The organism is Modestobacter versicolor (assembly GCF_041028285.1).
GTDB classification, from domain to species: Bacteria; Actinomycetota; Actinomycetes; order Mycobacteriales; family Geodermatophilaceae; genus Modestobacter; species Modestobacter versicolor_A.
The window spans coordinates 238,401-264,245 of the sequence record NZ_JABGDB010000002.1 but is presented as its reverse complement, the minus strand read 5'-3'; the positions used below and the strand labels follow the sequence as shown (position 1 = coordinate 264,245).

23 protein-coding genes are annotated in these 25,845 nt (G+C 73.3%); 17 read left to right on the top strand and 6 right to left on the bottom strand.

Features of this window, described 5'->3' with window-relative positions; translation table 11 throughout:
• Positions 1 to 32 precede the first annotated feature (32 nt).
• On the bottom strand, positions 33 to 1,976 hold the full coding sequence (locus HL054_RS07545) for an AAA family ATPase (protein ID WP_369138271.1): 1,944 nt from the start codon (positions 1,974 to 1,976) through the stop codon (positions 33 to 35).
• Positions 1,973 to 2,959, bottom strand: a complete 987-nt coding sequence (locus HL054_RS07540; RefSeq protein ID WP_369138270.1) for an aldo/keto reductase — start codon at positions 2,957 to 2,959, stop codon at positions 1,973 to 1,975. Before HL054_RS07540 ends, HL054_RS07545 begins: the two co-directional genes overlap by 4 nt.
• 159 nt (positions 2,960 to 3,118) lie before the next feature.
• Between HL054_RS07540 and HL054_RS07535 the strand changes: the two genes are divergently transcribed.
• The 8 genes from HL054_RS07535 to HL054_RS07500 all read left to right on the top strand — a co-directional run bounded on the left by HL054_RS07535 (position 3,119) and on the right by HL054_RS07500 (position 9,612).
• Positions 3,119 to 3,937 carry an undecaprenyl-diphosphate phosphatase gene (locus tag HL054_RS07535; protein WP_369138269.1) on the top strand — a complete coding sequence of 273 codons (819 nt, stop codon included), beginning with the start codon at positions 3,119 to 3,121 and terminating at the stop codon, positions 3,935 to 3,937.
• A gap of 108 nt (positions 3,938 to 4,045) precedes the next feature.
• Positions 4,046 to 4,747 (top strand): histidine phosphatase family protein, encoded by a 702-nt coding sequence (locus tag HL054_RS07530; protein ID WP_369138268.1) that lies wholly within the window; start codon positions 4,046 to 4,048, stop codon positions 4,745 to 4,747.
• A 10-nt stretch (positions 4,748 to 4,757) separates the two neighbouring features.
• Positions 4,758 to 5,309: a DUF3090 family protein gene (locus HL054_RS07525; RefSeq protein WP_369138267.1), complete on the top strand. Its 552-nt coding sequence runs from the start codon at positions 4,758 to 4,760 to the stop codon at positions 5,307 to 5,309.
• A 16-nt stretch (positions 5,310 to 5,325) separates the two neighbouring features.
• Positions 5,326 to 6,186, top strand: a complete 861-nt coding sequence (locus HL054_RS07520; protein ID WP_369138266.1) for an SCO1664 family protein — start codon at positions 5,326 to 5,328, stop codon at positions 6,184 to 6,186.
• Between the two features lie 166 nt (positions 6,187 to 6,352).
• Positions 6,353 to 6,739, top strand: coding sequence for a VOC family protein (locus HL054_RS07515; RefSeq protein ID WP_369138264.1), 387 nt, complete (start codon positions 6,353 to 6,355; stop codon positions 6,737 to 6,739).
• Positions 6,740 to 6,822: 83 nt separating this feature from the next.
• Positions 6,823 to 8,106: a cysteine--1-D-myo-inosityl 2-amino-2-deoxy-alpha-D-glucopyranoside ligase gene (gene mshC / locus HL054_RS07510; protein WP_369138263.1), complete on the top strand. Its 1,284-nt coding sequence runs from the start codon at positions 6,823 to 6,825 to the stop codon at positions 8,104 to 8,106.
• Positions 8,103 to 9,143, top strand: coding sequence for an HD domain-containing protein (locus HL054_RS07505; protein ID WP_369138262.1), 1,041 nt, complete (start codon positions 8,103 to 8,105; stop codon positions 9,141 to 9,143). Before mshC ends, HL054_RS07505 begins: the two co-directional genes overlap by 4 nt.
• A gap of 7 nt (positions 9,144 to 9,150) precedes the next feature.
• Positions 9,151 to 9,612, top strand: coding sequence for an AAA family ATPase (locus tag HL054_RS07500; RefSeq protein WP_369138261.1), 462 nt, complete (start codon positions 9,151 to 9,153; stop codon positions 9,610 to 9,612).
• An 88-nt stretch (positions 9,613 to 9,700) separates the two neighbouring features.
• Here HL054_RS07500 and HL054_RS07495 read toward each other — a convergent pair whose 3' ends face one another.
• A complete protein-coding gene (locus tag HL054_RS07495) occupies positions 9,701 to 10,564 on the bottom strand; it encodes a PAC2 family protein (protein ID WP_369138260.1) in 864 nt (287 codons plus the stop codon).
• 223 nt (positions 10,565 to 10,787) lie between these two features.
• On the opposite strand from HL054_RS07495, the gene metH reads away from it, so the two are divergent.
• Positions 10,788 to 14,603, top strand: coding sequence for a methionine synthase (metH, locus tag HL054_RS07490; protein WP_369138259.1), 3,816 nt, complete (start codon positions 10,788 to 10,790; stop codon positions 14,601 to 14,603).
• The gene (locus HL054_RS07485; protein ID WP_369138258.1) at positions 14,600 to 15,364 is read left to right on the top strand and encodes an HAD family hydrolase; all 765 of its coding nucleotides are present in this window, start codon (positions 14,600 to 14,602) and stop codon (positions 15,362 to 15,364) included. Before metH ends, HL054_RS07485 begins: the two co-directional genes overlap by 4 nt.
• Before the next feature lie 15 nt (positions 15,365 to 15,379).
• Here the strand turns inward: HL054_RS07485 and HL054_RS07480 are convergent, their stop codons facing one another.
• A complete protein-coding gene (locus HL054_RS07480) occupies positions 15,380 to 16,579 on the bottom strand; it encodes an amidohydrolase family protein (protein ID WP_369138257.1) in 1,200 nt (399 codons plus the stop codon).
• Between the two features lie 102 nt (positions 16,580 to 16,681).
• Positions 16,682 to 17,653 carry a RecB family exonuclease gene (locus HL054_RS07475; RefSeq protein WP_369138256.1) on the bottom strand — a complete coding sequence of 324 codons (972 nt, stop codon included), beginning with the start codon at positions 17,651 to 17,653 and terminating at the stop codon, positions 16,682 to 16,684.
• A gap of 85 nt (positions 17,654 to 17,738) precedes the next feature.
• Between HL054_RS07475 and HL054_RS07470 the strand changes: the two genes are divergently transcribed.
• Both HL054_RS07470 and arc read left to right on the top strand, forming a co-directional pair.
• On the top strand, positions 17,739 to 18,683 hold the full coding sequence (locus HL054_RS07470) for a tRNA (adenine-N1)-methyltransferase (RefSeq protein ID WP_440347925.1): 945 nt from the start codon (positions 17,739 to 17,741) through the stop codon (positions 18,681 to 18,683).
• Between the two features lie 140 nt (positions 18,684 to 18,823).
• Positions 18,824 to 20,602, top strand: coding sequence for a proteasome ATPase (arc, locus tag HL054_RS07465; RefSeq protein WP_369138254.1), 1,779 nt, complete (start codon positions 18,824 to 18,826; stop codon positions 20,600 to 20,602).
• Between the two features lie 49 nt (positions 20,603 to 20,651).
• Here the strand turns inward: arc and HL054_RS07460 are convergent, their stop codons facing one another.
• A complete protein-coding gene (locus tag HL054_RS07460; RefSeq protein ID WP_369138253.1) occupies positions 20,652 to 21,500 on the bottom strand; it encodes a hypothetical protein in 849 nt (282 codons plus the stop codon).
• A 44-nt stretch (positions 21,501 to 21,544) separates the two neighbouring features.
• Between HL054_RS07460 and dop the strand changes: the two genes are divergently transcribed.
• The 5 genes from dop (at position 21,545) to prcA (ending at position 25,813) form a co-directional block, all read left to right on the top strand.
• Positions 21,545 to 23,050, top strand: a complete 1,506-nt coding sequence (gene dop / locus HL054_RS07455; RefSeq protein ID WP_369138252.1) for a depupylase/deamidase Dop — start codon at positions 21,545 to 21,547, stop codon at positions 23,048 to 23,050.
• 79 nt (positions 23,051 to 23,129) lie between these two features.
• Positions 23,130 to 23,339 (top strand): ubiquitin-like protein Pup, encoded by a 210-nt coding sequence (locus tag HL054_RS07450; protein ID WP_369138251.1) that lies wholly within the window; start codon positions 23,130 to 23,132, stop codon positions 23,337 to 23,339.
• Positions 23,340 to 23,365: 26 nt separating this feature from the next.
• Positions 23,366 to 23,944, top strand: a complete 579-nt coding sequence (locus HL054_RS07445; RefSeq protein WP_369138249.1) for an endonuclease VII domain-containing protein — start codon at positions 23,366 to 23,368, stop codon at positions 23,942 to 23,944.
• 105 nt (positions 23,945 to 24,049) lie between these two features.
• The gene (gene prcB, locus HL054_RS07440) at positions 24,050 to 24,895 is read left to right on the top strand and encodes a proteasome subunit beta (RefSeq protein WP_369138248.1); all 846 of its coding nucleotides are present in this window, start codon (positions 24,050 to 24,052) and stop codon (positions 24,893 to 24,895) included.
• Between the two features lie 3 nt (positions 24,896 to 24,898).
• Positions 24,899 to 25,813, top strand: coding sequence for a proteasome subunit alpha (prcA, locus tag HL054_RS07435; protein ID WP_369138247.1), 915 nt, complete (start codon positions 24,899 to 24,901; stop codon positions 25,811 to 25,813).
• Positions 25,814 to 25,845 lie beyond the last annotated feature (32 nt).

Below are 25,845 nucleotides of genomic sequence, written 5' to 3'. Positions count from 1 at the left end.
TCAACCGCTCAAACGCCGCTCCCCAGGACGGGTCAGTCCGCCAGCTCCGACAGCAGTCCGGCGAGCCGGGTGCGCCGCGGCCGGACGTCGACCTCTCGCACGGCGCGGGCCAGCGCGGCGCCGCTGGCGTGCACGATCGACAGGTGCCGCTGCGCGCGGGTCAACGCGGTGTAGACCAGCGGCCGGGACAGCATCCCGCCCGCCTCCGGCGGCAGCACCACCACGACGCCGGGCCACTCCGACCCCTGGGCCCGGTGCACGGTGATCGCCCAGCCGTGCCGCAGGTCCGACAGCGCCTTGCCGTTGACGTTGACCGGGCCGGAGCTGAAGTCGATGGTCAGCGAGCCCTCGCCGGTGCCGGTGACCACGCCGACCTCGCCGTTGGCGAACCCGATCGGCTCGATGTCCAGGTGGTTGGCGGTGGCCACCACCCGGTCGCCGACGTCGAAGCCGAAGACCGTGCCGTCCCCGGGGTTCAGCTGCGCCTTGAGCGCCTTGTTCAGCTCGATGGTGCCGGCCGGGCCGCGGTGCACCGGGGTGACGACCTGCACCGTGGCCGGGTCGATGCCCAGCGCCCGCGGGATCGAGTCGGTGACCAGCTGGACGACGCGCCTGGCCGCCTCCGCGCTGCCGGTGGCCGGCACGATGACCACCTCGCGGTCGGGGGACTCGACGTGCACCAGCTCCCCGCCGCGCACCCCCGTCGCCAGCCGGGCGATCGCGCCACCGGCGGCCTGCCGGTGCAGCGTGGTCAGCTCGGTCACCGGCACCACGCCGGAGTCGATCAGGTCGCCCAGCACGTGGCCGGGGCCGATCGAGGGCAGCTGGGCCGGATCGCCGACGAGCAGCAGGTGGGTGCCGTCCTTGCACGCCTCCAGCAGCGCCGCGGCCAACTCGACGTCGAGCATCGAGGCCTCGTCGACCACCACGACGTCGGCGTCCAGCGGCCACTCCTCGTTGCGGGAGAAGCCGCCGGTCATCCCCTGCGCGCCGAGCAGCCGGTGCACCGTCACCGCGGGGTGGTCGGTGAGCTCCTCCAGCCGCTTGGCCGCCCGGCCGGTGGGGGCGGCCAGCGCCACCTCGGTGCCCTTGGTCTCCAGCAGCTTCACCAGCGAGGCGACCGTCCGGCTCTTGCCGGTGCCCGGCCCGCCGGTGAGCAGCGAGATCCCCGAGCCCAGCACCTGCGCGACCGCGGCGGTCTGGGCGGGGTCGAGCCCCTTGGCCACCGACCGCACCGACGCGGGGTCGGCGATCCGCCCGCTGGTCGCCGCCAGACGGTGCACGTTCTCCGCGACGGCCTCCTCGGCCATCCCGTAGCGGGCCAGCGACAGAGTCCGCAGCGCCGGGTCGGGCTCGGGGAGCTCGTCGGCGTCCTCGTCCGGCTCGACGAACGGCGGCTCGTGCTCCAGCACCTCACCGGACTCGACCGCCGCCACGACCGCGGCCGCCGGGTCGGTGATCCCCTCGGCGCGCAGCGCGGCGACCACCAGGTCGGCCGGCAGCACGGTGTGCCCGTCCCGGGTGGCGGTGCGCAGCGTCATGCCGACGATCGCCCGGCCGCGGCGGGTGTCCTGCCGGTCGGCCCCGGAGAGCACGGTGATCGCCAGCCGGTCGGCGTCGCCGAGGCTGACGCCGGTGAGGCTGAGCAGCGCCCACGGGTCGTCGCGCAGCCGGCGGGCGGCGTCCGGCCCGAGCAGGTCGGCGGAGCTGACCGCCAGCCGGGCGTTCAGACCGGCGCCGACCAGCAGCTCGACGACGTCGTAGGTCGGCCGGGCCGCCAGGAACGAGCTGAACAGCCGCTCGGCGCGCTGCCGGCCCACCCGGGGCAGCTTCTGCAGCCGGTCGGCCGAGACGTCGTCCGGGCCGGTGATGCCCGCGGCGGGCAGGTCGGCGGCGGTCCGCTTGCCCAGGCCGGGCCACAGGCCGGCGGCGCAGAAGGCGGCGAAGACCGGGTCGCCGGTCACCGGGGCGGTCATGCCCGTGCCCCCGGCCGGCTCTCGGGGTAGGAGAACGGCGGGGAGGAGACGTCGTCCAGCGCGGTGACGATCGCCGGGGGCAGACGCACCCCGTCGGCGTCCAGCGCGGCCTGCAGCTGCTGGGCGGTGCGGGCGCCGACGACCGGGGCGACCACCCCGGGGCGGTCCTTCAGCCAGGCGAGCGCCACGCCGAGCGGCGTCGTCCCGAGACCCTCGGCGGCGGTGATCACCGCCTCCACGACCCGGTCGGCGGTGGCCGAGCGGAGCCCGTCGATGAAGCCGGCCCACTGCGGCGATGCGCCCCGGGAGTCGCTCGGGGTGCTGTGCCGGTACTTGCCGGTGAGCAGCCCCCGGCCCAGCGGCGACCAGGCGAGGACGCCCAGCCCCAGCGCCTCGGCGGCGGGCACCACCTCCCGCTCGACCCCCCGCTGCAGCAGCGAGTACTCGACCTGGGTGCTCACGATCGGCGTCCGGCCCGGCCAGGCGCGCTGCCAGGTCGCGGCCTGCGCGGTCTGCCAGCCGGAGAAGTTGCTGACCCCGACGTACCGCGCCCGCCCCGAGGAGACGGCGAGGTCGCAGGCGGCCAGCGTCTCCTCCAGCGGCGTGGCGTCGTCCCAGGAGTGCAGCTGCCACAGGTCGACGTGGTCCAGCCCGAGCCGCTCCAGCGAGGCGTCCAGGGCGGCCAGCAGGTGGCCGCGCGACGCGCCCCGGCCCATCGGCCCCGGCCCGGTCCGGCCCACGGCCTTGGTGGCGACCAGCACGTCGTCCCGCGGGACGACGTCGGCCAGCAGCCGGCCCAGCGTCCGCTCGCCCTCCCCGTCGGCGTAGACGTCGGCGGTGTCGACCAGCGTGCCGCCGGCGTCGACGAAGGCGGTGAGCTGCATGGCCGCCTCGTCCTCGTCGGTGTCCCGGCCCCAGGTCATGGTGCCCAGACCGAGCCGGGAGACCACCAGGCCGCTGCGCCCGAGCGCCCGCTGTTCCACGACCGGTGAACCTACCGGGGACGTCGGTGTGTCCTGGGCAACGCCGGCTCACCGGACGGTCGTCCCGGGATCGGCAGGCGCGGGCCCTAGGGTGCCTGCCGTGCAGTCGATCCCCGCGTGCCCTGACCTCGTGCCGGCCACCCCGCGGGAGGCCTGACCGTGGGCTGGCTCGAAGCCGTCGTCCTCGGCCTGGTGCAGGGGCTCACCGAGTTCCTGCCGATCTCCTCCAGCGCCCACCTGCGGATCTTCGGCGAGGCGTTCGGCTGGGGTGACCCGGGCGCGGCGTTCACCGCGATCACCCAGATCGGCACCGAGTTCGCCGTCCTCGTGTACTACCGCAGGAAGATCGGCGCGATCATCGCCACCTGGCTGCGGTCGCTGCGCGACCCGGCGCTGCGCCGCGAGCCGGACGCCCGGATGGGCTGGCTGATCATCATCGGCAGCATCCCGATCGTGGTCCTCGGCCTGCTGCTGCAGGACCGGATCGAGTCCACCTTCCGGGACCTGCGGATCGTGGCGATCGCCCTGGTCGTGTTCTCCCTGGTCCTGTTCTGGGCCGACCGGGTGGGCGGCACGCAGCGCGAGCTGCCCGACCTGACCGTGAAGCACGGCCTCTACTTCGGCCTCGCCCAGGCGATGGCGCTGATCCCGGGCGTCTCCCGCTCCGGCGGCACCATCACCGCCGGCCGGTTCCTCGGCTACTCCCGCTCGGCGGCCGCCGACTACTCCTTCCTGCTCGCCGTCCCCGCAGTGCTCGGGTCGGGCTTCTTCCAGGTCGCCAAGTCCCTCGACGGCGGCATCGACTGGGGCCCGACCCTGCTGGCCACCGTGATCGCGGCCGGCGTCGGGTTCGTCGTCATCTCCTGGCTGCTGCGCTACCTGTCCCGCGGCAGCTTCACCCCGTTCGTCGTCTACCGGGTGGTCCTCGGGCTGGCGCTGCTCGCGCTGGTCGGCGCCGGGGTGCTCGACCCCTCCTGACCGGGCCGCCGCCTACCCTCGGCCCCGTGCGGAAGGACCCCCGAGCCCCCCGCCGCTCGCACGCTCGCGCCGGGCCCCTGCTCGGGAGCCGATCCAGGAGGCAAGCCCATGACAACGGTCGTACTGCTGCGCCACGGCCGGACGACGGCCAACACCGCGGGCGTCCTCGCCGGCTGGACGCCCGGGGTGCGGCTGGACGACACCGGGCAGGCGCAGGTGGCGGCGGTGGCCCAGCGGTTGTCCGGGGTGCCGCTGGCCGCGGTGGTCAGCAGCCCGCTCGAGCGCTGCCAGCAGACCGCCGGTGCCGTCGTCGAGGGCCGCGACCTGGAGCTGCGCACCGACGACCGGCTCGGCGAGGCCCGCTACGGCGACTGGACCGGCCGGCCGATCAAGGAGCTGGTCAAGGACCCGCTGTGGAAGGTCGTGCAGCAGCACCCCTCGGCCGCGGTGTTCCCCGGCCCGGAAGGGGAGGGGCTGGCGCAGACCCAGGCCCGCGCGGTCGCCGCCGTCCGGCAGTGGAACGCCGAGCTCGGCCCGGACGCCGTCTGGGTCGCCTGCAGCCACGGTGACGTGATCAAGGCGGTGCTGGCCGACGCGTTCGGCATGCACCTGGACGCCTTCCAGCGGATCGTCGTCGACCCCGCCTCGATCTCGGTGGTCACCTACACCGACACCCGGCCCTTCGTCGTCCGGGTCAACGACACCGGTGGCGACGTGAGCGCACTGATCCCGCCGAAGAAGAAGCGCGGCCGCCGCAAGCCCTCCTCCGACGCCGTCGTCGGCGGCGGCGCGGGCAGCGGCGCCGCGTAACCTGATCTCCGTGCCCCGTCAGGTCTTCCTCTTCGACCGTCCCACCCGGTTCGTCGCCGGCACGGTCGGCCAGCCCGGCGACCGCACCTTCTACCTGCAGGCCTCCGACGAGGCCGGCCGCACGATCAGCGTGGCGCTGGAGAAGTCGCAGGTCCAGGTGCTCGCCGACCGGATGAGCGAGCTGCTCGACGAGGTCGCCACCCGCGCGACCGCCGTCGTCCCGCCCGACGCCGACGTCGACGACCTCGACCCGCTGACCGCCCCCGTGGACGAGGAGTTCCGGGTCGCCGCGATGGGCCTGGCCTGGGACGGCGAGGAGGACGCGGTCGTCGTCGAGGCCGTCGCCGCCGGCGAGGAGCCGATCGAGGAGGACGCGATCCTCTCCGACGCCGACGAGGGCCCCGACGCGCTGCGGGTGACCATCACCCCCGCCGCCGCCCGTGCCTTCGTCGCCCGCGCCCGCCGGGTGATCGCCGCGGGCCGGCCGTCCTGCCCGCTGTGCTCGATGCCGCTGGACCCGGCCGGCCACGTCTGCCCGCGGCAGAACGGCTACCGGCGCTGAGCCGGTCACCTCGGCCATGAGCTCCGCAGACCCCGGCGCACGACCCGACGACGAGCTCCTCGACGACGAGCTGACCGACGACCTCGAGTACGAGGACGACGACGAGGACGGCGACGTCGTCGAGCTGGACGTCACCGCCTTCGACCACGGCGACCGGCGGCCACCGGCGGGCCGCGAGGAGATCGACACCCTGCTGCGCGACGGCGAGCTGGACATGGAGGGGCGGCTGCTGGACGCCAGCAACGTCACCCTCGTCGGCGGCATCCGCACCGACACCCTGGGCGCCACCTGCGTCTACAAGCCGGTCGCGGGGGAGCGGCCGCTGTGGGACTTCCCCGACGGCACGCTGGCCGGCCGGGAGATCAGCGCCCACCTGGTGTCCGAGGCCACCGGCTGGTCGATCGTGCCGCCGACGGTGCTGCGCGACGGCCCGTACGGCCGCGGCATGGTGCAGCTGTGGATGGACGCCGACCCCGCGGTGGAGCTGACCGACTTCGTCCGCCGCGACGTGCCCGAGCTGCGCCGGATGGCCGTCTTCGACGCGGTGGTCAACAACGCCGACCGCAAGGGCGGCCACATCATCCCGATGGTCGGCGGCCACGTGTACGGCGTCGACCACGGCATCTGCTTCTCCGTCGACCCCAAGCTGCGCACCCTGCTCTGGCGCTGGGCCGGCAAGCCGCTGCTGCTGGAGCACCTCGCGGTGCTGGAGCGGCTGGCCGAGCAGCTGCGCGGCGAGCTGGGGGAGCAGCTGCACGAACACCTGACCCGACGCGAGGTACGCCGCACCCAGCAGCGGGTCGACGAGCTGCTGCGCACGAAGCTGCACCCGCAGCCCAGCGGCGACTGGCCCGCCCTGCCCTGGCCGCCGTTCTGAGGCCCCGGGATCAGGTGACCTGATCCCGGGTGCTCCAGGCTCACGGTGTGCGCTGAGCCAGGAGCACGCGCGGTGAGCCAGGACGCCGAACCGGACGCCGGGCGGGACGGCGAACGGGACGTCGACGTGCTGGTGGACTGTCGGCGGTGGCTGGCAGGGTGACCGCATGCCGCACCGCAGCCGCCTGTCGATCCTGCTGCTGGACCTGCCACCCGAGCACCACGACGCCGGCCGGGACTTCTGGTCCGCCGCCACCGGCCACCCCGCCGCACCCGACACGACCGACGAGGCCTGGTCGTCGCTCGGCTCCTTCGCCGACGGCTTCCACCTGGAGGTGCAGCGGACCGGGGAGGGCACCCCGCCGCGCTGGCACGTCGACGTGGAGACCGACGACGTCGAGGCCGAGGTCGCCCGGCTCGAGGAACTCGGCGCACGCCGGCTGGCCGACATGGGCCGGTTCTGGCAGCTGACCGACCCGGCGGGGATGGTGTTCTGCGTGGTCGGCGTCCAGACCGGCGAGGAGTTCGACCGGCACGCCACCAGCTGGCCCTGACCCTCACCCTGTGGTGGAGGGTGAGGAACCGCAGACAGCGGGTGGCGTGCCGCTCCGTCGGTGCCCGGAACTAGGCTCGCGACGTGCACTCCTGGCCCGCTCCGCTCCTCCCGACCCTGCCCGGGTCCGGACCCGCCCTGCGGCTGTACGACACCGCCCGCGGTGAGGTCGTCACGACCACGCCGGACCGCACGGCGCGGATGTACGTCTGCGGGATCACCCCCTACGACGCGACCCACCTCGGGCACGCAGCCACGTACCTGGCCTTCGACCTGGTCAACCGCGTCTGGCGGGACGCCCGGCACGCCGTGCACTACGTGCAGAACGTGACCGACGTCGACGACCCGCTGTTCGAGCGCGCCGACCGGGACGGCGAGGACTGGATCGTGCTCGGCATGCGCGAGACGGCGCTGTTCCGGGAGGACATGACCGCGCTGCGGGTGCTCCCGCCGGAGGACTACGTCGGCGCGGTCGAGGCGATCCCGGCGATCGTCGCCAAGGTCGAGGACCTCTGGGACGCCGGGTTGGCCTACCCCCTCGACGACGGCACCGGCGACGTCTACCACGACGTCGCGCAGGCGCCCGGCTTCGGCACCGAGTCCGGCTACGACGAGGCGACGATGCTGCGGCTGTCCGCCGAGCGGGGCGGCGACCCCGACCGGCCGGGCAAGCGGCACCCGCTCGACCCGCTGCTGTGGAAGGGCGCCCGCGACGGCGAGCCCAGCTGGCCCGGCCCCCGCGGGGTCGCCGGCCGGCCCGGCTGGCACGTCGAGTGCGCCTCCATCGCGCTGGACACCCTGGGCACCGGCTTCGACGTCCAGGGCGGCGGCAGCGACCTGGTCTTCCCGCACCACGAGTACTCCGCCGTGCACGCGGAGGCGCTCACCGCCACCAAGCCGTTCGCCCAGGCCTACGTGCACGCGGCGATGATCGGCCTGGACGGCGAGAAGATGAGCAAGAGCCGGGGCAACCTGGTGTTCGTCTCCCGCCTGCGCGGCGAGGGCGTCGACCCGATGGCGATCCGGCTGGCCCTGCTGTCCGGCCACTACCGCACCGACCGGGCCTGGACGCCGGACCTGCTCGACGCCGCGGTGCAGCGGATGGCGACCTGGCAGCGGGCCGTCGACCTGCCGCTGGGTGCGCCCGCCGGCCCGGTGCTCGCCGCCGTCCGCGAGCGGCTGGCCGACGACCTCGACACCCCGGGCGCGATCGCCGCCGTCGACGCCTGGGCCGCCGCCAGCCTGGCCGAGGCGGCCTCCGGCAACGGCACGCCGGCCGCGCAGGCGACCGACGACTGGGACGAGCAGTCCACGGCAGTCGTGCGCGACCTGGTCGACGCGCTGCTGGGGATCGCGCTCACGCCGTGACCGGCCCGTTCCGGCTCGCCGACCGGGTGGCCCGGGAGCGCGCCGAGGAGGAGCTGGCGCCCGCGGCCGCCCGGGCCGTGCGCACCCGCGGCCGGGCCCGGCCCGAGCCCGAGGACGACCTGCGCACCGCCTACGAGCGGGACCGCGACCGGATCCTGCACGCTAAGGCCTTCCGCCGGCTCAAGCACAAGACGCAGGTGTTCCTGCACCCGGACGGCGACCACTTCGTCACCCGGCTCACCCACACGCTGCAGGTGACCCAGGTGGCCCGGTCGCTGGCCGCCGCGCTGTCGCTGAACGAGACCCTCGCCGAGGCGATCGCGCTGGGCCACGACGTCGGGCACTCGCCGTTCGGGCACATCGGCGAGGAGGCGCTGGACCCCTACGTGGCAGGCGGCTGGCACCACGCCGCGCAGGGCGTGCGGATCGTGGAGGTGCTGGAGGACCTCAACCTCACCTGGGAGGTCCGCGACGGCGTCCGGGCGCACAGCTGGAAGATCACCCCGCCGCCGGCCACCCGCGAGGGCGAGTGCGTGCGGTACGCCGACCGGATCGGCTACCTGTCCCACGACGCGCTGGACGCCGTCCGGGCCGGGGTGCTGCGGCCCGGCGACCTGCCGGCGCGCACCCGGCAGGTGTTCGGCGAGCCCGGCAGCGCGATGGTCGGCTCGATGATCGAGGCGGTCGTCGCCGGCAGCCTGTCGGCGGCGAACACCACCGGCGCGGTCGTGATGGACCCCGACGCGCTCGAGGCGATGCAGGAGCTGCGGGTCTTCATGTTCGAGCGGGTGTACGAGTCCGACACCGCGGCCGGGCAGAAGAACGTGGCCATCGACGTGATCCGCCGGCTGGTCGACTTCCACCTGGCCCACCCGGAGCTGATCCCGGCCAGCTACCGGGACACCGAGGCCGACGCGGTCACCCAGGTCGTCGACTACGTCACCGGGATGACCGACCGCTTCGCCCTCGCCGCGCACGACCGGCTGTTCGACGACACCGCCGCGCTGCGGATGCGCCCGCTCCTCGTCGTCCCCTGAGCCGGCCGTGGCCGTCGTGCTGGTGACCGGCATGTCCGGGGTGGGGAAGTCGACGGTGCTGGGCGAGCTCGCCCGGCGGGGTCACGCCGTGGTGGACACCGACGGCGGCGGCTGGATCGAGCTGGTGCCCGAGCCGCTGTGGCGGGAGGACCGGGTCACCGCGTTGCTCGACGGGCACACCGCCGGCCACCTGTTCCTGGCGGGCACGGTGGCCAACCAGGGCCGCCTCTACCCGCGCTTCGACGCGGTGGTGCTGCTCAGCGCGCCGGTCGAGGTGCTGCTCGAGCGGGTCGCGGCGCGCACGACGAACGACTTCGGCAAGGCCGCCGACGAGCGCCGGCGGATCGTCGCGGACACCGAGCAGGTGGAGCCGCTGCTGCGGGCGCGGGCCACGGTGGAGGTGGACACCCGCCGTCCGCTGGCCGACGTGGTGGACGTGGTCCTGCGCGCCGCCACCGACCCGCGCTGACCACCTGCGCCCACGACGACGACCCGCGGGGTGCTGCTGTCCGATCCGGATGACAGCACTCAGCGCGTGGTGATCGACGGGGCCGGGGTCAGCTGCCGGTGCCGCCGCGGCGGCGGAGGTAGCGCTCGAACTCCTTGGCGATCTGCTCGCCGTTGGCCTGGGACAGGTCGCTGGCCGTCGCCCGCTCCTCCAGGGAGCGCACGTACTCGACGACCTCGTCGTCCTCGTTGGCCATCTCGTCGACGGTCTTCACCCAGTCCTCGGCCTGCTGGGGGAGTGCACCCAGCGGCACGGTCAGCTCGAGGACCTCCTCGACCCGCTGCAGCAGGGCGACGGTGGCCCGGGGGGACGGCGGCTGGGAGACGTAGTGCGGCACCGCAGCCCAGAAGCTCACCGCCGGCAGCCCGGCCTGCACGCAGGCGTCCTGGAACACGCCGAGGATCCCGGTCGGGCCCTCGTAGCGCGAGGTCTCCAGGCCCCAGTTGGCCGCGGACTCGGCGTCGTACGCCGAGCCGGTGACCGGGGTGGGCCGGGTGTGCGGGGTGTCGGCCAGCAGCGCGCCGAGCGAGACGACGGTGGTCGCCCCGAGCTCCTGCAGCAGCTCGATGAGCTCGTCGCAGAAGCCGCGCCAGCGCATGTTCGGCTCGATGCCCCGGATGAGGACGACGTGCCGGTCGCTGCCCGGCGGCTTGGCCACCGACACGCGGGTGGTCGGCCACTCGATGCGGCGGCTCACGCCGTCGACCAGCGAGACGGTGGGCCGGTTGACCTGGAAGTCGTAGTAGTCCTCGGGGTCCAGGGCCGCCAGCAGGTCGGCGTCCCAGATCAGCTCCAGGTGCTCCACCGCCCCGGTGGCGGCGTCCCCGGCGTCGTTCCACCCCTCGAACGCGACCACGACCACGGGGTCGTCCAGCTCGGGCAGGTCGTCTGCGGCGGACTTCGGATCGATCACCCTTCGAGCCTACGTCGGTCCCGCCAACGGTCCGTGGTCCTGATGGGGTGCCTGGGGCGGTCCGGACGGACGGATCCGCACCACTGCTGTCCTCCGGCCCCGACAAGTGGGACCATGGGCGGGCTGTTCGAGGACGACGAGGTCGTGCACCCGTCGGAGTTGCCAGGGCCCTGGCACCGGACGTCTCTGTGACCGTGTCCGACCGATCCCGAGGACTGCCCCCGTGTCCGAGTCCCCTGCCCCTGCCACGTCCGCGCTCCGCCCGGACGCCACCGCAGCGCTGACCGCCCTGCTCCAGCAGCGGATCCTGGTGCTCGACGGTGCCATGGGCACCGCCATCCAGCGCGACCGGCCCGACGAGGCCGGCTACCGCGGCGAGCGCTTCGCCGACTGGCCCAGCGACGTCCAGGGCAACAACGACCTGCTCAGCATCACCGCACCGTCGATCATCGCCGACATCCACCGCGAGTACCTCGAGGCCGGCGCCGACCTGATCGAGACCAACACTTTCAACGCCACCCGGATCTCGCTGTCCGACTACGGCATGTCCGAGCTGGCCTACGAGCTCAACCTCGCCTCGGCCCAGCTCGCCCGCGCCGCGTGCGACGCGATGACCGCGCAGACCCCGGACAAGCCGCGGTTCGTCGTCGGCGCCATCGGCCCGACCAGCCGGACGGCGTCCATCTCGCCCGACGTCAACGACCCCGGCGCGCGCAACGTCACCTACGACGAGCTGGTCGAGGCCTACATGGAGCAGGCCGACGGGCTGGTCGACGGCGGCTCCGACGTGCTCCTGGTCGAGACCATCTTCGACACCCTCAACGCCAAGGCGGCGATCTTCGCGCTGGAGACGCTGTTCGAGCAGCGCGGCCGCCGCTGGCCGGTGATGATCTCCGGAACCATCACCGACGCCTCCGGCCGCACGCTGTCCGGGCAGGTCACCGAGGCCTTCTGGCACTCGGTCCGGCACGTCGACCCGCTGCTGGTGGGGCTCAACTGCGCGCTGGGCGCCAAGGAGATGCGGCCCTACATCGCCGAGGTCGCCCGGGTCGCCGACACGTTCGTCTCCTGCTACCCGAACGCCGGGCTGCCCAACGCGTTCGGCGAGTACGACGAGGCGCCGGAGGAGACCGCGGCGATCCTCGAGGAGTTCGCCACCGCCGGCTTCGTGAACCTGGTCGGTGGCTGCTGCGGCACGACCCCGGCGCACATCGCCGCGATCGCCCGCGCGGTGGGGGACAAGGCGCCGCGCACCCCGGTCGAGGTCGCCCCGGCGCTGCGGCTGTCCGGCCTGGAGCCGGTCACCATCGACGGGGACTCGCTGTTCGTCAACGTCGGCGAGCGCACCAACATCACCGGCTCCGCCCGCTTCCGGAACCTGATCAAGGCCGGTGACTACCCGGCCGCGCTGGCCGTCGCCCGCCAGCAGGTCGAGGCCGGCGCGCAGGTCATCGACATCAACATGGACGAGGGGATGATCGACGGGGTCGAGGCGATGGACCGCTTCACCAAGCTGATCGCCTCCGAGCCGGACATCTCCCGGGTCCCGACGATGATCGACTCCTCGAAGTGGGACGTGATCGAGGCCGGCCTGAAGAACGTCCAGGGCAAGGCGATCGTGAACTCCATCTCGATGAAGAACGGCGAGGAGGAGTTCGTCCGGGAGGCCCGGCTGTGCCGCAAGTACGGCGCCGCCGTGGTCGTCATGGCCTTCGACGAGCAGGGCCAGGGCGACACCCTGGAGCGCCGCACCCGGATCTGCCGGCGCGCCTACGACATCCTCGTGGACGAGGTCGGCTTCCCGGCCGAGGACATCATCTTCGACCCGAACATCTTCGCCGTGGCCACCGGCATCGAGGAGCACGCGAACTACGGCCTCGACTTCATCGAGGCCACCCGGTGGATCAAGCAGAACCTGCCCGGGGCCCTGGTCTCCGGTGGCGTCTCGAACGTGTCGTTCTCCTTCCGCGGCAACAACGCGGTCCGCGAGGCCATCCACTCGGTCTTCCTCTACCACGCCATCGCGGCCGGGCTGGACATGGCGATCGTCAACGCCGGGCAGCTGGAGGTCTACAGCGAGGTGCCCGAGCAGCTGCGCGAGCGGATCGAGGACGTCGTCCTCAACCGCCGCCCGGACAGCACCGAGCGGCTGCTGGAGATCGCCGGGGACTTCGCCGGCGACGGCACGGTGAAGGAGGTCGCCACCGAGGAGTGGCGGTCGCTCCCGGTCGCAGAGCGGATCACCCACGCGCTGGTCAAGGGCATCGACGCCTTCGTCGAGGACGACACCGAGGAGCTGCGCCAGGACATCAGCGCCCGCGGTGGCCGGCCGATCGAGGTGATCGAGGGCCCGCTGATGGACGGCATGAACGTCGTCGGCGACCTCTTCGGCGCCGGCAAGATGTTCCTGCCGCAGGTGGTCAAGTCCGCCCGGGTGATGAAGAAGGCCGTCGCGCACCTCATCCCGTACATCGAGGCGGAGAAGCAGCCCGGGGACGTCGAGCGGAGCAACGGCAAGGTCGTCATGGCCACCGTGAAGGGCGACGTGCACGACATCGGCAAGAACATCGTCGGCGTCGTCCTGCAGTGCAACAACTACGACGTCGTGGACCTGGGCGTCATGGTGCCGGCGCAGAAGATCCTGGACGCCGCCAAGGCGGAGGGCGCCGACATCATCGGGCTGTCCGGGCTGATCACCCCGTCGTTGGACGAGATGGTCAACCTGGCCTCGGAGATGGAGCGGCAGGGCTTCGACATCCCGCTGATGATCGGCGGGGCCACCACGTCCCGGGCGCACACCGCGGTCAAGGTGGCGCACAAGTACCACGGGCCGGTGATCTGGGTGAAGGACGCCTCCCGGTCGGTGCCGGTGGTCGCCGCCCTGCTGTCGGACGAGCAGCGGCCCACGCTGCTGGCCGAGACCGCCGCCGACTACGAGGTGCTGCGGGAGCGGCACGCCGCCCGCACCGACACCCGGTCGTTGCTGCCACTGGCCACGGCGCGCGCCCAGGCGCCGGAGATCGACTGGAGCGACTACCACCCGCCGCGGCCGCGGATGCTGCTGCAGCAGGACCGCGACGTCTGCTCGGGACCGGTCTGCGACCACCCCGCCGGGCACGCCACCCAGTTCGTCCGGACCTTCCCCGACTACCCGCTCGACGAGCTGCGCGCCTACATCGACTGGCAGCCGTTCTTCAACGCGTGGGAGATGCGCGGCCGGTTCCCCGACATCCTCAACAACCCCGCCAGCGGTGAGGCCGCGCGCCGGCTCTACGACGACGCGCAGGCGATGCTCGACCAGCTGATCGAGGAGAAGTGGCTGCGCGCGGCCGGGGTGTTCGGGCTGTTCCCGGCCAACCAGGTGGACGGCGAGGACATCGCGGTCTACACCGACGACACGCGCACCGCCGTCCGGGCCACGCTGCACCAGCTGCGCCAGCAGACCGAGGGCCGCGACGGCTCGGCCCGCAAGTCGCTGGCCGACTTCGTGGCGCCGCGGTCCACCGGGCTGCGTGACCACGTCGGCGCGTTCGCCGTCACCGCCGGGCTCGGCTCGGCGGAGAAGGTCGCCGAGTTTAAGAAGGACAACGACGACTACAACGCGATCCTGCTCGAGTCGCTGGCCGACCGGCTCGCCGAGGCGTTCGCCGAGCGGCTGCACGAGCGGGTGCGCAAGGAGTTCTGGGCCTACGTCCCCGACGAGCACCTGGACGCCGACGGGCTGATCGCCGAGAAGTACTCCGGCATCCGGCCGGCCCCGGGCTACCCAGCGTGCCCCGAGCACACCGAGAAGCAGACGATCTGGGAGCTGCTGGACGTCGAGTCGCGCACCGGCATCGAGCTGACCGAGAGCATGGCGATGTGGCCGGGCGCCGCGGTGAGCGGGTTGTACTTCTCCCACCCGCAGTCGCAGTACTTCGTGCTGGGCCGGCTGGGCCGCGACCAGATCGAGGACTACGCGCGCCGCAAGGGCTGGACGGTCGACGAGGCGGAGAAGTGGCTCTCCCCGAACCTCGGCTACCGCACCGAGAACGAATGAAGGACCCCGCTGCCCCCCACCACTCGCAGGCTCGCGGCGGGCCCCTGCAGCGGGGCCGTTCCAGCCCGTTGCGAGCGGTGCTGTTCGACATGGACGGGACGTTGGTCGAGACCGAGGAGCTGTGGGGCGAGGCCATGGGCGCCCTCGCCCGGCAGCTCGGCGGTGCGTTCTCCGAGGAGGCGCGCGAGCGCACCGTCGGCACGTCGATGACGGTCGCCATGGGGATCCTCTACGCCGACCTCGGGGTGCAGCGCACCGCCGAGCAGCTCGGGGACGACGCCCGGTGGGTCGAGGACGAGACAGCGGCGCTGATGGCCAGCCGCGGTATGCCGTGGCGACCCGGGGCCCGCGAGCTGCTCACCGCCGTGCGGTCGGCAGGCGTGCCGACCGCGCTGGTGACGACGACGCCCCGCCGGATCGCGGCGATCGTGCTGGACCGGATCGCCGCGGAGTTCGGTGGCTCGCCGTTCGACGTCACGGTGTGCGGCGATGAAGTACCGGCGCGCAAGCCGGACCCGTCGCCCTACCTCCAGGCGATGGCCGTCCTGGGGGTCGAGCCGGGGTCGAGTGTCGTCATCGAGGACTCGCTGGTCGGCGTCACCGCAGGCCTGGCGGCCGGGGCCGCCGTGCTGGGCGTGCCGTCGTTACAGCCGCTGGAACCACGGGCCGGCGTGGTGCTCGCCGACACGCTGGCCGGGCTGTCGGTGGCCGACCTGGCCGACCTGGTGCCCGACGAGGCGCGGGTGGAGGCCTCCGCCTGAGCCGCCGGCGGCCGATCAGCCTCGGTCGACCATCCCGCTTGGCCCGACCTCGCGGCCGCGGGAGACGACCGTGCGCACCGAGCGCAGCGCGGTCACGTCGGTGAGCGGGTCGCCGTCGACCACCAGCAGGTCGGCATCCAGCCCGGCCGTCAGGCGTCCCGTCCGCGAGTCGAGCCGGCAGGCTCGGGCAGCTGCGCTGGTGGCGCTGGTCAAGGCGCCGGCGGGGGAGAGCCCGCAGTCGACGAGGTCGATGACGGCCTCGGGGAGCACGCCGTGCGGCTTGCCCGGACTGATGCCCGAGTCGGCGCCGCTGACCATGCGGACCCCGGCGCTGACCAGTTCGGCGACCTGGGCCAGACGGCCCTCCCAGGTGGTGCCGGTGCGGGCCATCATCGCCACGACCTGGGGCGGGGCGACCGTGCCGAACCCGCGGCCCAGGGTGGGGCACACCGCGGTACCGGCGGCGGCGAGGGCGGCGGCCAGCGCCGGTGGCGTGGCGAACCCGTGGTCGGTGAGGCAGGAACAGTGCTCGATCCCGTCCATCCCGGCAGCGAGGCAGCGCTCCACCGCCAGCACCCCGTGCGCGTGCCCGGTCACCGGCAGACCGAGCGAGTGGGCCTCGTCCACGACCGCGCGCAGCTCGTCCAGGCTGAACTGACAGGCCAGCACATCGGTGCCCGGCGACATGACCCCGCCGCTGGTCATCACCTTCACGACATCGGCACCGCGGTCGGCCCGCTCCCGGACCGCCCGGCGCAGCGCCGCCTCGCCGGCCACCTCCCCGCCCAACCACCAGCAGTGGCCGCCGACAGAGGTGATCGGGGGCCCCGATGCCACCACGGTGGGGCCAGGACCCGCGCCGCGGTGCCGATCGACGACCGCCCATGCCACGTCGCCCAGGTCGCGGACCGCAGTGACCCCCGCCGCCAGCTGAGCGGCCAGTGACGTCCGGACGATGGCGTCGATCTCCGCAGTCCCGAGGTCGGCCAGCTGGTCCAGGGCCCGGGGACCACCGTCGGCGCACAGGTGGGCGTGGGCGTCGATGAGACCGGGGAGCAGCGTCGCCTCGTGGTACCCGGTGACCGGACAGTCAGCCGGGGCGCTCGCCGCTGCCGGTTCGACGCCGACGATCGTGCTCCCCTCGACGAGCACCAGCAGCCCGCCCGGCACAGCGCGCTGGCCGTCGAAGGCCCTCTCCGCCCGATAGCCGTGCACCGCCGCCTCCTGGCCTGCTCCCGGCCCCGCTGCCGAGACCGTAGACCTCTCAGCGGGGTCGCCGGCCACGTCGGAGCTGCCGGCCCCCAGGCGGCGGGTCGATCAGACCGGGGTGACGGCCACGGTGGTGCGCCAGCCGGCAGCTGCGGCGGCCTCGGCCGGGAACGGTGGGGGAGTGCCGCCGAACGCGGGGCAGAGCGCCTGGTGGTCGCACCAGCTGCACAGCCTGCTCTTGTTCGCCCGGAAGTCGCCGGTCGCCACCGCCCGCTCGATCGCCGCCCAGATGGCCTGCAGGGTGCGCTCGAAGCGCAGCAGCTCCGCCTCGTCGGGGGAGTAGGTGAGCGCGTCGCCGTCCTTGAGGTAGAGCAGCTTGAGCTGGGCGGCGACCACACCCCGGGTGCGCCAGAGGACCAGCGCGTAGAACTTCATCTGGAACAGCGCCTTGGCCTCGAACGCCTCCCGTGGCACCGCGCCGGTCTTGTAGTCGACGACCCGCAGCGCGCCGGTGGGCGCGACGTCCAGCCGGTCGACGTAGCCGCGCAGCAGCAGGCCGTCGGGGAGGGTGACCTCGACCAGCTCCTCGCGGCCGTGCGGCTGGATGCGGGTCGGGTCCTCCAGCCGGAAGTAGGTCTCCACCAGCTCCCCGGCCGAGGCCAGCCACGCCTCGAGCCCGTCCTTCGCCGCCGGCGGCTCCTCGCCGGCCGGGGTCTCGAAGAGCTCGGCGATGCCCGGCTCCTCGCGCAGCTCCGCCCAGGCCGGCTCCACCAGCGTCTGCGCCGCGGCCACGGTGCGCTCGGCCGGCGGCAGGTCGTAGAGCTTCTCCAGCACCGCGTGCACCAGCGTGCCCCGGACGGCGGCGCGGGACTTCTTCTCCGGCAGCCGGTCGATGGTGCGGAAGCGGTACAGCAGCGGGCAGGACTTGAAGTCCGCGGCGCGGGAGGGCGACAGCGAGGGACGGCGGGGAGCGGCGTCCGCGGCCGTCGTGCGCTCCGTCGTGCGCTCCGTCGTGCGCTCCGTCGTGCGCTCCGTCGTGCCCGTCTCGCCGGGCCGGCCGGTCTGCAGCGTCGCCGTCATGGACCCGAGGCTAGGTGGCTCCTCCGACAGTTCCGAGTGTGCGCGCCGGAGAGCCGGCGACGGGCCGTCCGTACCCTCGTCCCACGTGGACGTACAGCAGCAGCAACCGGCCGACGCGACCCCGACCGCCGCCGAGGTGCTCGCCGACGTGCCCCTCGAGCCCGTGGTCGTCGAGGGCGACACCCCGGTCGAACCGGCCGAGCCGGTCGAAGGCGCCTTCCGGGTCGGCGACCGGGTGCAGCTCACCGACCCGAAGGGCCGGCACCACACCGTCGTCCTCGAGCCGGGCAAGGAGTTCCACACCCACCGGGGCGCGATCAGCCACGACGCGCTGATCGGCGCGCCGGAGGGCTCCGTCGTCCACTCGACGGCCAACACCGGCTACCTGGCCCTGCGCCCGCTGCTGGCCGACTTCGTGCTCTCCATGCCCCGCGGCGCGCAGGTCATCTACCCCAAGGACGCCGCCCAGATCGTCGGGTTCGGCGACATCGGTCCCGGGATGCGGGTGCTCGAGGCCGGCGCCGGCTCCGGCGCGCTGAGCTGCTCGCTGCTGCGCGCGGTGGGGGAGCACGGCACGTTGACCAGCTACGAGCGGCGCGAGGACTTCGCCGACGTGGCCCGCGGCAACGTCGGCGCCTTCTTCGGCGAGGTGCCGGCCAACTGGTCGCTGCGGCTGGGCGACCTGGACCAGCACCCGGCCACCGAGGTCGTCGACCGCGTGGTGCTGGACATGCTCGAGCCGTGGGCGGTGCTGCCCACGGTCGCCGCGGCGCTGCGCCCGGGTGGGGTGCTCGTCGGCTACGTCGCCACCACCACCCAGCTGTCGGTGTACGTCGAGGCGCTGCGCGCGCAGGGGGTGTGGACCGAGCCGTACGCCTGGGAGACGCTGCTGCGCCCGTGGCACGCCGAGGGCCTGGCGGTCCGGCCCGAACACCGGATGGTCGCCCACACCGCCTTCCTGGTCACCGCCCGCCGGCTCGCCGAGGGCGCCGTCGCACCGATGCGGCAGCGGCGCAAGAAGCTCGCCTGAGCGCCGTCGCGGGCCACCTGCACGTGTCCGGCAGATGACGCCTCGACCCACCCCGCGCAGCTGCTCCTGAGGTGCGGCACGGTCGGTGTCCGCGTGTATAGATTGGCTTCCTGGCCCCCGATGGTGTGCGGAGGTGCGCGATGACCGTGGGTCCCGACGAGTTCCGAGCGCGACGTGAGCGTGACGTCGCCTCGCTGGTGAGCCAGATCTCCTACCTCGAGGAGGAGATCGGCCTCCTTCGACGCAAGGTGTCCGACAGCCCGCGCCAGGTGCGCGCGTTGGAGGAGCGGCTCGCCGAGGCGGAGGGCCGCGCGGCCTTCCTCTCCGAGCGCAACGACAAGCTCGCCGGCACGCTGCGCGAGGCGCGCGAGCAGCTGGTGACGCTCAAGGAGGAGGTCGAGCGGCTGGGGCAGCCGCCGTCGGGTTACGGCGTCTTCCTCGAGCGCTTCGAGGACGGCACGGTCGACGTCTTCACCAGCGGCCGCAAGCTGCGGGTGGCGGTGTCCCCGGCGCTGGAGGTCGAGGAGCTGCAGCACGGCCAGGAGGTCATGCTCAACGAGGCGATGAACGTCGTGGCCGCGCGGGGATTCGAGCGGGCCGGCGACGTCGTCATGCTCAAGGAGCTGCTCGAGCCGCTGCCCGGCGTCCCCCGCCGTGCCCTGGTCATCGGGCACACCGACGAGGAGCGGGTCGTCTACCTCGCCGACTCCCTCGAGGGGCAGCCGCTGCGCAGCGGCGACTCGCTGCTGCTGGAGTCGCGCTCGGGCTACGTCTACGAGCGGATCCCGAAGAGCGAGGTCGAGGAGCTCATCCTCGAAGAGGTCCCGGACATCGACTACGAGGACATCGGTGGTCTGTCCCGGCAGATCGAGCAGATCCGGGACGCCGTGGAGCTGCCGTTCCTGCACGCGGACCTGTTCCGCGAGTACGAGCTGCGCCCGCCGAAGGGCATCCTGCTGTACGGCCCGCCCGGCTGCGGGAAGACGCTGATCGCCAAGGCCGTGGCCAACTCGCTGGCCAAGAAGGTCGCCGAGCTCAACGGCGACTCCGACCGGAGCCAGGGGAAGTCCTTCTTCCTCAACATCAAGGGCCCCGAGCTGCTGAACAAGTACGTCGGGGAGACCGAGCGGCACATCCGGCTGGTCTTCCAGCGGGCCCGGGAGAAGGCCAGCGAGGGCACGCCGGTCATCGTCTTCTTCGACGAGATGGACTCGATCTTCCGCACCCGCGGGTCCGGGGTGTCCTCGGACGTGGAGAGCACGATCGTCCCGCAGCTGCTCAGCGAGATCGACGGCGTGGAGGGGCTGGAGAACGTCATCGTCATCGGCGCCTCCAACCGCGAGGACATGATCGACCCGGCCATCCTGCGGCCCGGCCGGCTCGACGTGAAGATCAAGATCGAGCGCCCGGACGCCGAGGCGGCCCGGGACATCTTCAGCAAGTACCTGACGACGACGCTGCCCATCCACACCGACGACCTGGCCGAGCACGGCGGCAGCCGCGAGGCCACCATCGCCGGGATGATCCAGAGCACCGTCGAGCGGATGTACACCGAGACCGAGGAGAACCGTTTCCTGGAGGTCACCTACGCCAACGGTGACAAGGAGGTCCTGTACTTCAAGGACTTCAACTCCGGCGCGATGCTGCAGAACATCGTCGACCGGGCCAAGAAGATGGCGATCAAGGACCGGCTGGAGACCGGCGTCGGCGGCCTGCGGGTCGGTCACCTGATGGCGGCGTGCGTGGACGAGTTCAAGGAGAACGAGGACCTGCCCAACACGACCAACCCCGACGACTGGGCGCGGATCTCGGGCAAGAAGGGCGAGCGGATCGTCTACATCCGCACGCTCATCAGCGGCAAGGGCGCCGAGAGCGGCCGGGCCATCGACACCGCGACCAACACCGGCCAGTACCTCTGACCGCGCACACCGGCGGCCCGGGCTCCTCCGGGGGCCCGGGCCGCCGGTGTCACGCCAGCCGTTCGGCGAGCGCGCGCAGGTGGGCGCCGCCCGCGACCGCGTAGCCGGCCCCGGGGACGACGCGCACCGGGTAGGGCCGCTCGAGCGGGGGCAGCGGGCCGACGTCGACGTGCGTGACGCCGGCGCCGAGCGCGTGCAGGTGGTCAGCCATCGCGTAGTCCGACCGCGAGTCGCCGACGGTGTGCCAGGCGGGAGGCAGCGCACCGTCCGCACGCAGCAGGTCCAGCGCGCGGACCGCCCCCAGCGCCTTGCCCGACCGGACCGACTCCACGTCGGTGGCGATCACCGACGGGTCGATCCGCCACGGCGTCCGGCCGTGGGCGTCGGGGAGCAACTGGTCGCCCAGCAGCACGCCCAGCCCGGCGGCCGACAGGCGCTCCGCCAGGTCGGCGTCGAAGTGCCGCTGCCGCGCGGCGAAGGTCGAGGCGGGTACGTCGGTGCGCGCCTCGACCGTGGCCATCGTCCGCTTGCCGGCGTCGACGAACAGCACGTCGCCGTACCCGTCGGCGACCAGCTCGGCCAGGACGGCGTGGCACACGTCGGGGACGGCGAGCTCCGGGTCGACGTGCACCTCGGGAGCGCCGGCCGTCGTCCACAGACCGCCCTTCTCGCAGACGGCGTGCAGCCGCGCGCCGGCGGGCAGCCCGGCGGCGACGAGCGGGCCCAGCAGCCGCTCGGCGACGAAGTCGACCGACCGGCCGGTGTTCAGCACGACCGGGATGCCCGCGGCCAGCAGGCGGCGCAGGTCCGCGAGCAGGGCGGGGTCGACGGTGCGTGTCCCCGGGTCGGCCAGCGGGCCGTCGACGTCCAGCAGGAGACCCAGGGGCGGCGTGCTCACCGGCCCATCCTCCCGGCGTCGCGCCGCGGCCTAGGGTTGGGGGCATGAGCGTGCGCCGGGTCATGGGGACCGAGCTCGAGTACGGGATCTCCGTGCCCGGCCAGCCGGGGGCCAACCCGACGACGCTGTCGAGCCAGGTGGTCAACGCCTGGTCGGTGGCCGAGGCGCCGACGCCGCGCCGGCCGCGGTGGGACTTCGAGGAGGAGTCGCCGCTGCGCGACGCCCGCGGGTTCGACCTGTCGCCGGCGAGCGCGCTGGACCACGCCGACCTCGACGAGGACGCCGGGATGGCCAACGTCATCCTCACCAACGGTGCCCGGCTCTACGTCGACCACGCGCACCCGGAGTACTCCACGCCGGAGGTCACCAACCCGCGCGACGTCGTCCTGTGGGACAAGGCGGGGGAGCGGATCATGGCCGAGGCCGCCCGCCGCGCGGCCCGCGTGCCCGGCACGCAGCCCATCCAGCTGTACAAGAACAACACCGACGGCAAGGGCGCCTCCTACGGTGCCCACGAGAACTACCTGATGAGCCGCTCGACGCCCTTCCTGGACATCATCCGCGGGCTGATCCCGTTCTTCGTGACCCGGCAGGTCTTCGCCGGGGCCGGCCGGGTGGGGATCGGCACCGAGGGGCGCACCGACGGCTTCCAGCTGTCCCAGCGGGCCGACTTCTTCGAGGTCGAGGTGGGCCTGGAGACGACGCTGAAGCGGCCGATCATCAACACCCGCGACGAGCCGCACGCCGACGCCGACAAGTACCGCCGGCTGCACGTGATCATCGGGGACGCCAACATCGCCGAGCTGTCCACCTACCTCAAGGTCGGGACGGCGTCGCTGGTGCTGGCGATGATCGAGGCCCGGGCGCTGACCCAGGACCTGACCATCGAGGAGCCGGTCGAGGCGCTGCAGGCGATCAGCCACGACCCGTCGCTGACCCACCAGGTGCGGCTGCGCGACGGCCGGCGGCTCACCGCGCTGGAGGTGCAGCAGGAGTACCTGGCGATGGCCCGGAAGTTCGTGGCCGAGCGCGGGGACGACGACGAGCAGACCCACGACGTGCTGCGCCGCTGGGCCGAGGTGCTCGACGAGCTGGCGATCGACCCGATGCGGCTGGCCGACCGGCTGGACTGGCCGGCGAAGCTCCGGCTGCTCGAGGGGTACCGGTCCCGGGACGGGCTGGCGTGGGGCGACGCCCGGCTCAAGCTCGTCGACCTGCAGTACTCCGACGTGCGACCGGACAAGGGGCTCTACCACCGGCTGGTCGCCCGCGGCTCGATGCAGCGGCTGGTCACCGACGACGAGGTGACCCGGGCGATGACGGCCCCGCCGTCCGACACCCGGGCCTACTTCCGGGGCGAGTGCCTGCGCCGCTACCCCGCCCAGGTGGCGGCCGCGTCGTGGGACTCGGTGGTGTTCGACGTCGGCCGGGAGAACCTGGTGCGGATCCCCACCATGGAGCCGCTGCGCGGCACCCGCGAGCACGTCGGTGCCCTGTTCGAGTCGACGTCCACGGCGGCCGAGCTGGTCGACACCATCACCGGCGCGTGAGCTGCGTTCGCCGTCCTGTCACATCCCGCGGGTAACTTCGCCCGCAGCACCACCCAGCAGCGAGCTCGCGGAGGTTCAGATGGCCACGAAGGACACCGGTGGACAGCAGCGGTCCACCCGTTCGCGCGAGGAGTCCGAGGAGGTCGAGGCGTCGGTCGACACCTCCGCCTCGGAGCGGACCAAGGAGGTCACCGACGACGTCGACTCCCTCCTGGACGAGATCGACGGGGTCCTCGAGGAGAACGCGGAGGAGTTTGTTCGCTCGTACGTGCAGAAGGGCGGAGAGTAGTCGGTCCGCTACGCTAAGTCATCGTCATGAAAGTCTGCCCGGATTGCGGCGAACAGAAGGAGTTCACGGCCTTCGGTCGCAACCGTTCGCGGCCGGACGGACTGTCGTTCTACTGCCTCGCGTGCAACCGCAGGCGTCAGGGCGCTTGGTACAAGCAATCGCGAGCTGCCCAGGGCCATGATGTCCGCGATCACTCCTGGATCCCCGAGGGCTTCCGTTGGTGCCCGTCCTGCCGGCAGGCAGTGGCACACGAGCACTTCTCCCGGAACGCCCGCCAGCGGTCGGGCTTCGGCAGCATGTGCCTCCCGTGCAAGCGGCGAGCGAGCAACAGCGCCTACTGGCTCCGCAGCTACGGTCTGACCAAGGCAGAGGTCGACCGGATCCGGCAGTCTCAGGGAGATCGGTGCGCCATCTGCGCTGAGCCCGGTCCGGAGCACCTGGATCACGACCACGAGACCGGTGCAGTCCGGTCGCTGCTCTGCCAGCGATGCAACTTCGGGCTGGGTCTGTACCGCGACGACCCGACGCTGCTACGGGTGGCTGCGCGGTACGTCGAGGCCCATCGCGCGGGGCAGGCCGCCGGGCCGCTGCCCGGGCAGGCATGAGGCGTCCGGCCCAGCGGTGGACCCGCCGGTAGGGTCGGACCGACGTCCGCCGGTGACCCGGCGGACGGTGCTGAGCAGCCGCGGAGCGGCAGGAGAGGCGGGCGCGTGAGCGAACAGTCGACTGGCCGGAGCGGGTTCACGCCCGCGTACCTGGACCGGGTGGGCTCCTCGTTCACCGACTTCCTGGGCACCACCGCCCCCGACCTGCTGCCCGGGCGCCGCACCCTGCCCGCCGTGCCGGTGGGTGAGCTCTCCCCGCACGCCACCACGATCGTGTCGGTCACCTTCGACGGCGGCGTGCTGATGGGCGGCGACCGGCGGGCCACCATGGGCAACCTGATCTCCAGCCGGGACATCGAGAAGGTCTACGCCGCCGACTCCTGGTCGGTCATCGGGATCGCCGGCGCCGCCGGGATCGCGATCGAGATGGTGCGGCTCTACCAGGTCGAGCTCGAGCACTACGAGAAGATCGAGGGGATGACGATGTCCCTCGACGGCAAGGCCAACCGCCTCGCCGGCATGATCCGCGGCAACCTCGGCGCGGCGATGCAGGGGCTGGCCGTCGTCCCGCTCTTCGCCGGCTACGACCTCGACGCCGCCGAGGGCGCGAGCCCCGGCCGCATCTTCAGCTACGACGTCACCGGCGGGAACTACGAGGAGCGCGGCTACGCCTCGGTCGGCTCCGGCTCGCTCTTCGCCAAGAACTCGCTGAAGAAGACCTGGCGCCCCGGCCTGTCCGGCGACGCCGCCACCCGCACCGTCGTCGAGGCCCTCTACGACGCCGCGGACGACGACAGCGCCACCGGCGGCCCGGACACCGTCCGCCGGCTCTTCCCGATCGTCTACCGGGTCGACGCCGAGGGCGCCGTCCGGCTGCCCGACGCCGAGGTGGCCGCCGTCGCCGACGCGATCGTGGCCGACCGGTCCGCCGCCGAGAACCGGGAGGGCTGACCCATGACCATGCCGTACTACGCCTCGGCCGAGCAGGTCATGCGCGACCGCTCGGAGTACGCCCGCAAGGGCATCTCCCGCGGCCGCAGCGTCGCCGTCCTCACCTACGACGACGGCGTCCTGTTCATCGCGGAGAACCCCAGCTCCACGCTGCACAAGGTCAGCGAGCTCTACGACCGGGTCGGGTTCGCCGCGGTCGGCCGCTACTCGGAGTTCGAGAGCCTGCGGGTCGCCGGCATCCGGCTGGCCGACGTCCGCGGCTACTCCTACAACCGGCGCGACGTCACCGGCCGGGTCATCGCCAACGCCTACGCGCAGACCCTCGGCGAGGTCTTCACGCAGCAGATGAAGCCCTTCGAGGTCGAGCTCTGCGTCGCCGAGGTGGGCGACACCCCGGAGTCCGACCAGCTCTACCGGCTGACCTTCGACGGGTCGATCGTCGACGAGCCCGACTTCGTCGTCATGGGCGGCCAGGCCGACGCCGTCACCGCCAACCTGCGCCAGCACTTCAGCCACGGCCTGAGCCTCACCGAGGCGCTGCGGGTCGGCGTCCAGGCGCTGTCCGCGGTCAGCCCGGTCACCGCGGCCAACGGCGGCGGGCAGCTGCCGGCCGAGCAGCTCGAGGTCGCCGTCCTGGACCGCCGGCGCCCCAAGCGGGCGTTCCGGCGGGTCGTCGGCGCCCCGCTGCGTGCCCTGCTGGCCGACGAGCCCGCGCCCGCCGAGGAGCCCGGCACGACCGCCACGCACGCCCCGAGCGCGCCCGCCCCCGGCACCCCGCCGGGGCTGGGCGACCCGGCCGCGGTCGACACCGCCGGCGGCACCGAGCCCGCGTCGGCCCAGCCGGCCACGCAGGACGGTGCCGGTGGCGGCACCGAGGGCACGACTCCGGACGGCGACGCCCCGGGCACGCAGCAGTGAGCGGCGCGGCGCACTCGGGACACGAGCCGCGT

What these genes read in the sequence shown, in the direction of transcription:
- HL054_RS07450 (WP_369138251.1), top strand. Translation starts at nt 23,130, where the DNA reads ATGGCCACGAAGGACACCGGTGGACAGCAGCGGTCCACCCGTTCGCGC.
- prcA (WP_369138247.1), top strand. Translation starts at nt 24,899, where the DNA reads ATGACCATGCCGTACTACGCCTCGGCCGAGCAGGTCATGCGCGACCGC.
- HL054_RS07475 (WP_369138256.1), bottom strand. Translation starts at nt 17,653, where the DNA reads ATGACGGCGACGCTGCAGACCGGCCGGCCCGGCGAGACGGGCACGACG.
- dop (WP_369138252.1), top strand. Translation starts at nt 21,545, where the DNA reads ATGAGCGTGCGCCGGGTCATGGGGACCGAGCTCGAGTACGGGATCTCC.
- HL054_RS07485 (WP_369138258.1), top strand. Translation starts at nt 14,600, where the DNA reads ATGAAGGACCCCGCTGCCCCCCACCACTCGCAGGCTCGCGGCGGGCCC.
- HL054_RS07530 (WP_369138268.1), top strand. Translation starts at nt 4,046, where the DNA reads ATGACAACGGTCGTACTGCTGCGCCACGGCCGGACGACGGCCAACACC.
- HL054_RS07545 (WP_369138271.1), bottom strand. Translation starts at nt 1,976, where the DNA reads ATGACCGCCCCGGTGACCGGCGACCCGGTCTTCGCCGCCTTCTGCGCC.
- HL054_RS07520 (WP_369138266.1), top strand. Translation starts at nt 5,326, where the DNA reads ATGAGCTCCGCAGACCCCGGCGCACGACCCGACGACGAGCTCCTCGAC.
- HL054_RS07445 (WP_369138249.1), top strand. Translation starts at nt 23,366, where the DNA reads ATGAAAGTCTGCCCGGATTGCGGCGAACAGAAGGAGTTCACGGCCTTC.
- arc (WP_369138254.1), top strand. Translation starts at nt 18,824, where the DNA reads ATGACCGTGGGTCCCGACGAGTTCCGAGCGCGACGTGAGCGTGACGTC.
- HL054_RS07515 (WP_369138264.1), top strand. Translation starts at nt 6,353, where the DNA reads ATGCCGCACCGCAGCCGCCTGTCGATCCTGCTGCTGGACCTGCCACCC.